10 protein-coding genes are annotated in these 12,040 nt (G+C 36.0%); 7 read left to right on the top strand and 3 right to left on the bottom strand.

Going from position 1 to position 12,040, the window contains the following annotated elements:
- Positions 1–3: 3 nt before the first annotated feature.
- Positions 4–1,173, bottom strand: coding sequence for a THUMP domain-containing class I SAM-dependent RNA methyltransferase (locus tag LO744_RS14490; protein ID WP_230670332.1), 1,170 nt, complete (start codon positions 1,171–1,173; stop codon positions 4–6).
- Positions 1,174–1,293: 120 nt separating this feature from the next.
- On the opposite strand from LO744_RS14490, the gene LO744_RS14495 reads away from it, so the two are divergent.
- The gene (locus tag LO744_RS14495; protein ID WP_230670334.1) at positions 1,294–2,019 is read left to right on the top strand and encodes a class I SAM-dependent methyltransferase; all 726 of its coding nucleotides are present in this window, start codon (positions 1,294–1,296) and stop codon (positions 2,017–2,019) included.
- The gene (locus LO744_RS14500) at positions 2,019–2,735 is read left to right on the top strand and encodes a ZIP family metal transporter (RefSeq protein WP_230670336.1); all 717 of its coding nucleotides are present in this window, start codon (positions 2,019–2,021) and stop codon (positions 2,733–2,735) included. The genes LO744_RS14495 and LO744_RS14500 overlap by 1 nt, the downstream gene beginning before the upstream one ends.
- A gap of 115 nt (positions 2,736–2,850) precedes the next feature.
- On the opposite strand, the gene LO744_RS14505 is transcribed toward LO744_RS14500, so the two are convergent.
- Positions 2,851–4,278, bottom strand: coding sequence for an OmpP1/FadL family transporter (locus tag LO744_RS14505; protein ID WP_230670338.1), 1,428 nt, complete (start codon positions 4,276–4,278; stop codon positions 2,851–2,853).
- 29 nt (positions 4,279–4,307) lie between these two features.
- Complete coding sequence (locus LO744_RS20420) at positions 4,308–5,381, bottom strand: prolyl-tRNA synthetase (protein WP_317207260.1); 1,074 nt, start codon at positions 5,379–5,381, stop codon at positions 4,308–4,310.
- 146 nt (positions 5,382–5,527) lie between these two features.
- Between LO744_RS20420 and proS the strand changes: the two genes are divergently transcribed.
- The 5 genes from proS (at position 5,528) to dnaJ (ending at position 11,985) form a co-directional block, all read left to right on the top strand.
- On the top strand, positions 5,528–7,003 hold the full coding sequence (gene proS / locus LO744_RS14515; RefSeq protein ID WP_230670340.1) for a proline--tRNA ligase: 1,476 nt from the start codon (positions 5,528–5,530) through the stop codon (positions 7,001–7,003).
- Between the two features lie 125 nt (positions 7,004–7,128).
- A complete protein-coding gene (locus tag LO744_RS14520; protein WP_230670342.1) occupies positions 7,129–8,418 on the top strand; it encodes a DUF937 domain-containing protein in 1,290 nt (429 codons plus the stop codon).
- 125 nt (positions 8,419–8,543) lie between these two features.
- Complete coding sequence (locus tag LO744_RS14525) at positions 8,544–9,866, top strand: Nramp family divalent metal transporter (RefSeq protein ID WP_230670344.1); 1,323 nt, start codon at positions 8,544–8,546, stop codon at positions 9,864–9,866.
- A 376-nt stretch (positions 9,867–10,242) separates the two neighbouring features.
- Positions 10,243–10,779, top strand: a complete 537-nt coding sequence (locus tag LO744_RS14530; RefSeq protein WP_230670346.1) for a nucleotide exchange factor GrpE — start codon at positions 10,243–10,245, stop codon at positions 10,777–10,779.
- Positions 10,780–10,857: 78 nt separating this feature from the next.
- Entirely contained in the window at positions 10,858–11,985 is a 1,128-nt protein-coding gene (gene dnaJ, locus LO744_RS14535) for a molecular chaperone DnaJ (RefSeq protein ID WP_230670348.1), read from the top strand.
- Positions 11,986–12,040 lie beyond the last annotated feature (55 nt).

Here is a 12,040-nt window from a genome sequence, read left to right on the forward strand (position 1 = left end):
CGTTTAGTCTTCTTTATTCTCTAATTTATGCAATTTTTTCGTTCCTTCATACATTTCATACTGCAAAAATCTTGTTTCTAATTTTCCGTTGAAAAGTTTTATTTTTCTTGAAGGTCGAAGTCCGATTTTCTTTGGTGCGTCTAGGTCTGAAGAAATTAACCAAGCCAAAGTATTAGGATAATTTGTTTTGAAAGTATCTCCTATTTTCTTGTAAAAATCGTCATCATTTATAGAAATCCTTTCATCATACGGTGGATTAAACACCATCAACAAAGGAAATAATTCTTTTTTAGATTCGAAGAAATCTTGTCTTCTCACTTCGATGATATCTTCCATTTCTGCAGATGCGATGTTGGCATCAGCTGCATCCAGCATTCTTCCGTCGATGTCGTAACCTACAATTTTCCCATGAAATTCTCTCACTCTTTCTATTCTGAATTCTTTTATTTTATTAAATAAAGTTTCATCATAGTTTTTCCAGTTTTGGAAACCAAATCTTTTTCTGAAAATTTGTGCAGGAAGATCCATTGCAATCATCGCCGCTTCAATTAAAAGTGTTCCAGAACCACACATCGGATCTAGGAAGTTTCCCTTTCCGTCCCAACCTGCCAGCTGAAGCATTCCGCTTGCTAAAACTTCATTAATAGGCGCTTCACCCTGCTCTCTTCTATACCCTCTTTTAAACAAAGCATCACCAGAAGAATCTAATGAAATAGTCACCAATTCTCTATCGATATGAAGGTGAAACTTAATATCCGGAGATCTAGTCTCTATACTCGGTCTTTTGCCATATCTGTTTTGAAAGAAATCTACAATAGCATCTTTCATTTTGAAAGTCATAAACTGTGAATGACTGAATCTTTCAGAATTTACCGTAGAATCGATAGCAAAAGTCTGATCGACACTCATAAAATCATCCCACTCAAATTTAAAGAGCTTTTCGTAGAATTTTGTTTCGTTGTAAGCTTTAAACTCATCAATCGGAACCAAAATTTTCAATGCCGTTCTTGCAGAATAATTAATTTTATATAAAAAACCTAAATCTCCTTCGCAGTTTACTGCACGATTTTTAAGTTCTACATTTCTACCCCCTAGTTTTCTAACTTCCTCAGCAAGAATAGGTTCTAAACCGAAGAATGTTTTTATCTGAATTTTTAGATTTTCTGTATCCATTTTGCAAAAATAGTGATTTTGATTGATAGATGATAGTTGTTGGTTGATGGTTTTCAAGTTATTAATGATTTCTATCAACTATAAGCCAAAAACCAACAAGTAAATCCTTATTTTTGCATTATGGAATGGTTTGAATCTTGGTTTGATACCCCTTATTATCACTTATTATACAGCAACAGAGATTATACAGAAGCTGAAAATTTTATTACTAAGCTTACCTCTGAGCTAGAGCTTCCTCAATCGGCAAAAATCATTGATTTGGCTTGTGGAAAGGGAAGACACTCGGTTTTTCTTAATAAATTAGGATACGATGTATTGGGATTAGATCTTTCCCGTCAAAGTATTGAGCACAATAAACAGTTTGAAAACCAAACGCTGATTTTTGATGTTCACGATATGCGAGACCCTATTGATTACACACCTGTAGACGCGGTTTTTAATCTTTTTACAAGTTTCGGATATTTTGATAATGAAGAAGATGATAAAAATGTTTTCAAATCGGTTTGCAATGCTTTAAAGAAAGACGGGTATTTTGTTTTGGATTATCTGAACGAAGAGTTTGTACGAAATACTTTGGTTCCTGAAACAACGATTACCCGAGGAGAAATTGATTTTAAAATATCTAAAGAAATCAAAGACAGGCATATTATTAAAAACATAAGATTTGAGGCAGACGGAAAATCTCATCATTTCTTTGAGAAAGTAAAACTTCACACTTTAGAAACTATTAAAAACTATGCTGAAGAAAGCAGTTTTGAAAGAGTGAAAATTTGGGGAGATTATCAGCTGAATGATTTCAACAAAGATATTTCGCCACGTTGCATCAATTTATTTAAGAAAAAATAATGATTTTCATTCTCCTTATTTTAAGTGTTGTTGCCGGAGTTTTGCTTGGTAAATTTTTTGGTCAGAAAGAAAAATTCTCCAAAAATTTATTGATTTTAAGTGCCGGATTTTTAATTACTATTTGTTTAAATGAAGTTTTCCCTCAGGTTTACACTTCAGACATTGGTAATCTTGGGATTTTCGTCATTGGCGGAGTTTTACTGCAAATGGTTCTTGAAGCTTTAACGAAAGGTTTCGAACACGGGCATTTTCACCATCACGGAGAAAGTAATATTCTTCCAATGGCATTAATGGTTGGGCTATTCATTCATGCTTTTATTGAAGGAATTCCTTTGGCGAATGAAACCAATCCGTTTTCGCCTTATCTGTTGGGAATTTTATTTCACAATCTGCCTATTTCATTTATTTTGGGCGCATTTTTATTTAATAGAACAAATTCAAAAATATCGTATCCTTCGATATTAATTGTTGCTTTATTTGCTTTAGCATCGCCCTTCGGAATGCTTTTAGGAAATTATTTCAACCCAGATTGGCAACCTTATTTTTTGGCTATCGTAGGTGGAATTTTCCTTCATATATCTTCGGTTATTATATTTGAAAGCAATAAAAACCACAACATTGACTGGTCTAAAATAGGTTTGGTTATTCTTGGAGTTTCATTAGCATTAATGATGCATTTATTCCATGACCATTCTCATGTAGGGCATCATCATTAAATTTGGTTTTTAAGATAAATAAATCTTTCTGCTACGAATGCACGAATATTTATAAGACTAATAAAAAGGCTTCGAGATAATTTCCCGAAGCCTTTTTTATGTTTAAAATTGATTTTTAGAATTTCCAACCTACTGTTAAAAAGAAATTATTTCTAATATTTTTAACGTCTGAAACTACAGAGCTTGGTGATGCTACATCAAAATCTCCTGAATAATATCCTGTTCCGAAGCTTTCATTTCCGCTTAAGAAAGGATTTTTATATTTTGAACTGATATTTTGATACGCTGCATCAATATAGAATTTACCGAAATCGTATCCTATACCTGCACCAATCGTGTTTCTCGCTCCCAAAATCAAGTTACTGTAATTAACATCTCCAGCTTGACCGTTATTAGAATAAGCACTAATCGTCATTGCATCAAACGGGCTTGAAGCGTAAGAATAACCTCCTCTCAATCTTAAAGCTTTGATTCTGTATTCTGCTCCAACTTTTATTTCTGATGTGTTTTTATATGAATCATTAAAGAATGAGTTTAGTTCTCTTTCTGCATCTCCCTGAACTTTATATTTAGGCTTTGTTACTCCTAAAGTATAGTCTACGTTGATTGCAAAATTCTTTGTAGGAACAAATGCACCACTAAAAGTAGCTTTCATAGGCGACCTGAACGACCTGTCTTCAGTAAAATGATCAAGATAGATTAATCCATCAGTTCCTGTATAATAATCTGTATAGATTCTATCCATATTCCACCAAGTAGGAGTTTCTATGGAAGCTCCCAATCTCAATTGATTGGTGATTTTACCAATAACCCCTACTGTTGCTGAAAAACCATTTGACTTTTCAGAAAACGGAGTGTATTGCTTATCAAACGTATAGATTGTTTTATCTAAATCTAACCCAAAACTGGCACTGTCGTACTGGTCTAAATCTACATAATGCATATTAATACTTGCCCCAAGATATAAAGAGTTGTTGTAATTGGCACCTACTCCCAAATTAAATTTGGTTTGTGTACCATATCTATTGTAAGCTTGCCCTAAATAAGCAAGATTACCTACTACAGCATTTCCTGAGCCATCAACAAGATTTTTTGGAATTGAAATATTAGTATTTCCTCCAGTTTCCACATAGTTTTCAATCGATTGAGTAGAAATACTTGCACCCAAATTGATAAATTTCCACGGAGTCTCTGTCATCAACTGAAAAGCTGCAACACCGCTTGCATTTCCAATATTTCCTTTAGTAATATTATAATTAATCGAAGATCCTGCTAAAGAACTTGTATTTTTATTATCGGTAATCGATAAAGTTGCCGAAACATCACCCGCAATTGCAACACCCAGACCTGCCGGGTTGGTAAGCAATGCAGTAGCATCACCGCCTAAAGCTCCGTTAGATCCCACCATTGCATTAAACTTTGATGACCCAACCATTGGTGTGTTTGAATAAACATCAATCGAATTTCTTATAACTGATATATCCTGAGCCTGCAAATAGAATGCTGCAGTCACACCCATTAATACTAGAGATTTTTTTAACATTATTTTTTTAATAGTTATTAAGTTTAACATTATCTACCACCTGATCTGAAACCGCCGCCTCCGCCGGATCTCATACCACCTCCGCCTCCGGAAGAACCACCTCTGAAGCCGCCACTGCTGCTACCAGAATTAAAACCTCCTGATCTGAAACCTCCGTTATCACTCGGTCTCGTACTTTCATTTCTATATCTTGGCTGAGATTGTTGTTGCTGATTGTTGTTGTAATTTGGTCTTGTAGGTCTTACACCGTTATTCATATTAGGTCTCATCCCACTATTAGGATTACGGTAACCTCCCTGATTACGAAAACCTCCGTTGTTATTGCTATTATTATCTCTATATCCTCCATTATTCGAAGGTCTGTAAGAAGAACCAGGTCTCATTCCTGAGGTATTGTTTCTGAAGCCAGAACCGTTATTATAAGAACCTTTTAAAATAGAATTATTCGTTCTAAAAGCTCCTGTTCCGTAAGTTCCAAATCTTCCGTTTGCTCCACTTCTTGCATAAGGAACTCTGCTGTAACTGCTCCAGCCCCAATAAGGATTGTATCCCCAGTAAGGGTTGTACCCCCAGTAATTATTCCAGCCCATTCCCCAATAAGGATTGTAGCCGCCCCAGCCCCAAGAGTTACCCCAACCGAAAGACATGCTCATGCCCCAGCCAGAACCCCAATAAGAACCGAAGCCTCCGCCCCAGCCCCAAGGTGAGCCCCAACCCATCATCCCCCACGAGTTATCGTAGTAGTTGAGTTCGCTACCTGCAAAATTACCCCAATCAGAATCGGTAGCATTGCTGCCCCAATTAGAATTATTCCAGTTGCTGTAACGATTATTTTGTTGAGCGGCATTCATTTCAGCGTTTTGAATTAGATTAGTATCATCTTGATAATAATCATAATAGTCTCCTACTCTGTTTCCTTCATTACCATTGATGATGACACCCTCCGGCAATGTATCTTTATTTGGGTCATAATACACCCCATCGGTCTCGCTATATCCACCCATCTGTGCTCCACAAGACATTAACAACAATCCACTTGCAACAGCCAAAATCCCTTTTGATTTTAGCATTGCAAGTAAATTTTTATGTATATTTCTTTTCATGATAATGTAAAAATTTTTAATTTAAATTATATTTGCATTCTGTACCAAAAATATACCAACTTATTGGTAACAAAAATCTATCAAAAATAGATTTTTATTTTTAGATTACATAATTTTAGAAAAGTTAAAATATTAAAAAAAAATTAATGGCAAAATTAACTTCAAGAAGCGAAGATTACAGCAAATGGTATAATGAATTGGTTGTGAAAGCTGATTTGGCTGAAAACTCAGGAGTAAGAGGCTCTATGGTTATAAAACCATACGGATATGCTATCTGGGAAAAAATGCGTGATGAGATGGACAGAAAGTTCAAAGAAACTGGTCACGTTAATGCTTACTTTCCGCTTTTTGTACCCAAAAGCTTGTTTGAAGCTGAAGAAAAAAACGCTGAAGGTTTTGCTAAAGAATGTGCAGTTGTAACGCATTACAGACTAAAAAACGACCCAGATAACCCAGGAAAACTAATTGTAGACCCGGAAGCTAAATTAGAAGAAGAGCTTATCGTAAGACCAACTTCTGAAGCTATTATCTGGAATACTTATAAGGGCTGGATTCAGTCATACAGAGATTTACCAATTCTTATCAATCAATGGGCAAATGTTGTACGTTGGGAAATGAGAACCCGTTTATTCTTAAGAACTTCAGAATTTTTGTGGCAAGAAGGGCACACTGCTCATGCTACAAAAGATGAAGCGGTAGAAGAAGCTGAAAAAATGAATAAAGTATATGCCGATTTTGCAGAAAACTTTATGGCAATGCCGGTGGTACAAGGTTTAAAAACACCTTCAGAAAGATTTGCAGGTGCAGATGAAACCTATTGTATTGAAGCATTAATGCAAGACGGAAAAGCACTTCAGGCTGGAACTTCTCACTTTTTGGGTCAGAACTTTGCGAAAGCATTTGACGTAAAATTCACGAATAAAGAAGGTAAGATAGAACACGCTTGGGCAACTTCTTGGGGTACTTCAACACGATTAATGGGCGCTTTAATTATGACGCATTCTGATGATTTAGGTTTGGTACTTCCTCCAACATTGGCTCCGATTCAGGTGGTTATTGTTCCTATCTTTAAAGGTGAAGAGCAATTAAATCAAATCAGTGAAGTTGCATTAGACATTCAAAACAAATTAAAGCTGAAAGGAATTTCGGTAAAATTTGACAATGATACTCAAAACAAGCCAGGTTGGAAATTTGCAGAATACGAATTGAAGGGTGTTCCTTTAAGAATTGCAATGGGACCTAGAGATTTGGAAAATGGATCTGTAGAAATCGCAAGAAGAGATAATCTTACAAAAGAAACCCGTCCTTTGGAAGGCTTAGATACTTACATCGAAGATTTATTGAAAACCATTCAGCAAGATTTATATACTAAAGCTTTAAATTTCAGAAAAGACAATTTTACGAAAGTAGATTCTTACGAAGAGTTTAAAAAAGTTTTAGAAGAAAAACAAGGATTCATCTACGCTCATTGGGATGGAACTGCTGAAGAAGAAGAGCAAATTAAACAAGAAACAAAAGCAACCATCAGATGTATTCCTTTGGATGATGACATCGAAGAGGGTGTTTCTTTAATCTCTGGGAAGCCATCAAAAAGAAGAGTTTTATTTGCGAAAGCTTACTAAAATTCAACACTATAATTATTAAATCTGCAAAAATTCTAAGAATCTTTGCAGATTTTTTTTGAAAATTACGATTTGGATAGATTTTTGTTTAAATTTAACTCACATTAATTTCAAAATAATTTAATATGTCATTAAACATCATTGATCTCATCAAGGGGCAGCTAGGTTCTGCACTTGTTTCTCAGGCTGCATCGCAACTTGGAGAAAGTGAAGCCGGAATTTCTAAAGCCATTTCTGGTTTACTTCCGGTGATTGTAGGCGGATTAGCCAACAATTCTGACAATCCTGCGGTATTGGATTCTATTTCCAACGCATCTTCGCAAGGGAATTTAGGGAGCTTATTAGACCCAGCGTCTAACAATTCTATGATTTCGGGGTTGCTAACATCAATTTTTGGTGATAAGCTCAGCGGAATTATCAACACCATTGCTACCTATGCAGGAATCAGCAACAATTCTTCATCCTCGCTACTCAATTTAGCAACTGGAGCCACATTAGGTTCTGTAGGAAAATATGCTGCAGATAATAATTTAGACAAATCAGGAATTTCATCTTTATTAAATGACCAGAAAGGAATAGTTTCTACGCTTTTACCAGCAGGACTTTCTTTAGCATCATTAAATATTGGCGATTGGGCTAAAGGGTATAAATTTGATAACGATGCTATCCCCAACCCTCCACATGACGAACCAAAAGTAGAAGTTACCCGAAGCGTTGCTGATGGCGGTACTTTCCCAAACAATCCTACTCCTTCCGAAGGGGGGTCTATCTGGAAATGGCTTCTTCCATTGTTACTTTTAATTGCAGCGGGATATTTTTTATGGAAACAGTGTGAGAAAAAAGAGACAACCACTACAACCACCGTTTCTGGTGACAGCTTAAATACTGTAAACGATACTATGTCGACACCAAAAGATACCACTACAATGACCATGACTAAAGTTGATGAAGATATCGATTTAAATGGAACAATGCTGAAAGGTTACAAAGGAGGACTAGAAGACCAGATGATTACTTTCCTGAAATCTGATGGCTATAAAAATGCCGCAAACGATGATGCCCTGAAAACCAAATGGTATGATTTTGACCATGTAAATTTTAAAATTAATAGCGCAAATGCTTTGGAAGCTGGTTCTGAAGGACAACTACAAAACCTGGTAGCGATTTTAAAAGCATATCCTGAGGCAAAAATCAAAATTGGTGGTTATACGGATAAAACTGGTGACGAGGCTAAAAATAAAAAGCTTTCATCAGACAGAGCCCATTTCATCAAAGATTGGTTAGGAAAACAAGGTGTAGGAGCACAAGTTATTGCTGCTGACGGATACGGAAGTGAGTTCGCAAAAGTTGACGCATCAGCTTCTAACGAAGAAAGAGCAGTTGACAGAAAAATGTCTGTAAGATTTGCAAAATAATCGTTTTTAAAAATATAAAATTAATCCCGGAAAATATTTTCTGGGATTTTTTCATGAGAAATACACTCCCATTTCATTTATTTAATTAAATTTGTTAGTCTTTTCTAACAATAATAGACTTCAATATGAAAAACGCTTGGCGAAAAGAAAAAACCTCACATTCATTACCTGAAGTATTTTCATCGATTTCCATTCCTAAAAAATCAGGTTTTTGGAGGAAGTATCTTGCCTTTGCCGGTCCCGGATTAATGGTCGCCGTCGGATATATGGACCCCGGAAACTGGGCAACCGATATTGCGGGTGGGTCACAATTTGGCTACACCCTACTTTCGGTAATTCTTATTTCTAATATTTTCGCAATGGTTTTACAGCATTTGTCGGTAAAATTAGGAGTGGTTGCCGAAAGAGATTTAGCTCAGGCTTGTAGAGACCATTTTAAACCAACGACCAACTTTATTCTTTGGGTATTTTGTGAAATCGCCATTGCCGCCTGTGATTTGGCGGAAGTTATCGGTTCAGCAATTGCTTTAAATTTACTTTTTGGCATTCCATTGACTTGGGGAATCGTGATTACCACGATTGATGTATTAATTATTTTAATGCTTCAGGCAAAAGGTTTCCGTTGGATAGAAAGTATTGTTGCAGGATTAATGTTTATTATTCTCGTTTGTTTTGGCTATGAAATTATCATTTCAAAACCTGAAATCAATGCAATTTTAGGAGGTTTAATCCCTCAAAAAGAAATCATCACCAATCCCGCAATGCTATATATCGGAATAGGAATTCTCGGAGCAACGGTAATGCCTCACAACCTATATCTTCACAGCAGCATTGTGCAAACCCGTGATTACACCAGAGACCGAGAAGGGAAAAAAGAGGCGATAAAATTTGCAACTTTAGACAGTACCGTCTCCCTACTCTTGGCATTTTTCATTAATGCCGCCATCTTAATTTTAGCCGCTGCAACTTTTCATACCACAGGAAACGAACATGTAGCCGATATTCATGATGCTTATAAAATGTTAACCCCTATTTTGGGAGCATCCATGGCAAGTATTGCTTTTGCGATTGCGCTTTTAGCTTCCGGGCAAAACTCTACATTAACGGGAACACTTGCCGGGCAAATTGTAATGGAAGGCTTCTTAAATATCAGATTAAAGCCATGGCTGAGAAGATTAATTACCCGATTAATTGCCGTAATTCCCGCATTAATTGTAACCATTATCTATGGAGAAAAAGGCACGACAGACCTTTTGGTTTTAAGTCAGGTTATCTTATCAATGCAGCTTAGTTTTGCGGTAGTTCCTTTGGTCATTTTCACCAACGACAAAGCAAAAATGGGTGAATTTGTGAACAAACCATTCCTGAAAATCTGCGTCTGGATTATCTCTATCGTAATTATTATTCTGAATCTGTATCTTTTGTATCAAACCTTTTTTGGAGAATAATTATAACAGTAAATTATGAATTTTACGAAAAGGCAAGAAAAATTAGCCCTAAAATTGATTTACAATTCATCACTAAAGCACTCATTTTTTTAGGAGCTATTCCCGCTTTCCGTTGCAATCTTTTTTTTTCAAAAAAGGATTTTCACTACAATCGGGGCTAGTAAATTGTGGGCATAAAAATAGATTACAGTTAATAAATTCAAAATATTTTTTTGAAATTTATACGATTTACACCCCTTCCAAAAGAGAAAAACTACTCTATTTTGACAAATAATCAAAGATTGAATAAATAATAACCCACAAAAACTGCCTAAATGTCATTCTTTTTTCTTTGGCAGAATGTTTGTGAATCAACTCTGTAAAAAGTTATTGAAATATGGAAAATCAGGATATCAACGAAGAAAACATCAATAATCAGGAAGAAAATATCACGCAGACTGAAGAAACAGTTGAAGAAAATGTGACAGAAATACCTACCGCAGAAGAACTTTTGGCAGTAGAAAAAGACCGTTACATCAGACTGTACGCTGAGTTTGAAAACTATAAAAAAAGAACATCTAAAGAAAAAATGGAATTTTTCACCTATGCAAACCAGGAAATGATGGTTTCTATGTTGGGTGTTTTAGATGATTTTGAAAGAGCATTAAAAGAAATTGCTAAAAACGGTAACGAAGCCGACCTTCAAGGTGTTGAATTAATTTACAACAAGTTTAAAAATAAACTAACAGAAAAAGGATTAAAAGTAATGGAAGTAAGAGCGGGAGACAACTTTAATGTTGATTTTCACGAAGCTATTACACAGATTCCAGCACCTTCAGAAGAATTAAAAGGTAAAATTGTAGACGTTATCGAAACAGGATATACTTTAGGTGATAAAGTAATTCGTTTTGCAAAAGTTGTAACAGGATACTAAAACATAAGCAATGAGCAATCGATAATAAACAATTTTGAATATTACTGATTACACATTACTAATTACTCATATAAAAAGATGTCAAAAAGAGATTATTACGAGGTTCTTGAGGTAAGCAAATCTGCAAGTACCGACGAAATAAAGAAAGCATATAGAAAAATGGCTATCAAATTTCACCCAGATAAAAATCCGGGTGATAAAGCTGCCGAAGAAAAATTTAAAGAAGCTGCAGAAGCTTACGAAGTTTTAAGCGACGACAACAAAAAAGCGCGCTACGACCAATACGGGCATGCCGGAGTAGGTGGTGCCGGTGGTTTTGGAGGCGGAGGCTTCGGAGGCGGTATGAACATGGAAGATATTTTCAGCCAGTTTGGCGATATCTTCGGTGGTGGCGGTTTCGGAGGATTTGGCGGCGGCGGCGGTGGCGGTGGTCGTCAGCAGGTGAAAGGTTCTAATTTAAGAATCAGAATCAAGCTGAATCTTGAAGAGATGGTAAACGGAACCCAAAAGACTCTTAAAGTAAAAAAAATGAAGATGGCAGAAGGTGCCACTTCAAAAACATGTCCTACATGTAACGGTTCCGGAGTGCAAATGAAGGTGATGAATACGATGTTTGGGCAAATGCAAACGCAAACCACTTGTGGAACCTGCCAGGGAATCGGTAAAGTTGCCGATAAAATTCCTGCTGGAGCCAATGCACAAGGTTTAATAAAAGATGAAGAAGAAATTACCATCAACATTCCTGCTGGAGCAAGAGACGGCATCCAGCTAAATGTAAGAGGAAAAGGAAACGATGCGCCATTTGGCGGTATTCCGGGAGACCTTTTGGTAATTGTAGAAGAAGAAGTAGATACTACCATCAAAAGAGAAGGTGATAACCTACATCAGGAATTATACATTTCTTTTGCGGAAGCTGCTTTGGGAGCTAAAAAAGAAATTCCTACCGTGGGTGGAAAAGTAAAAATTACTATTGATGCAGGCACACAATCTGGAAAAATCTTAAGATTAGCAGGAAAAGGATTGCCAAGTATCGATAGCTACGGCAAAGGTGATATGTTTATCCACATCAATGTATGGACTCCACAAAGACTTACAAAAGAGCAAAAAGACTTTTTCGAGAAACAAATGAGCAGCGGAGAAATGTTGGCTGAGCCTTCTGGAAAAGAAAAAACCTTCTTTGATAAAGTAAAAGATTTATTCAACTAAAAAAAAATTAAAAAGAGGCTTTTTAAAGTCTCTTTTATTTTTTAAATTTACATCA

It is taken from the genome of Chryseobacterium turcicum, assembly GCF_021010565.1.
Lineage (GTDB): Bacteria > Bacteroidota > Bacteroidia > Flavobacteriales > Weeksellaceae > Chryseobacterium > Chryseobacterium turcicum.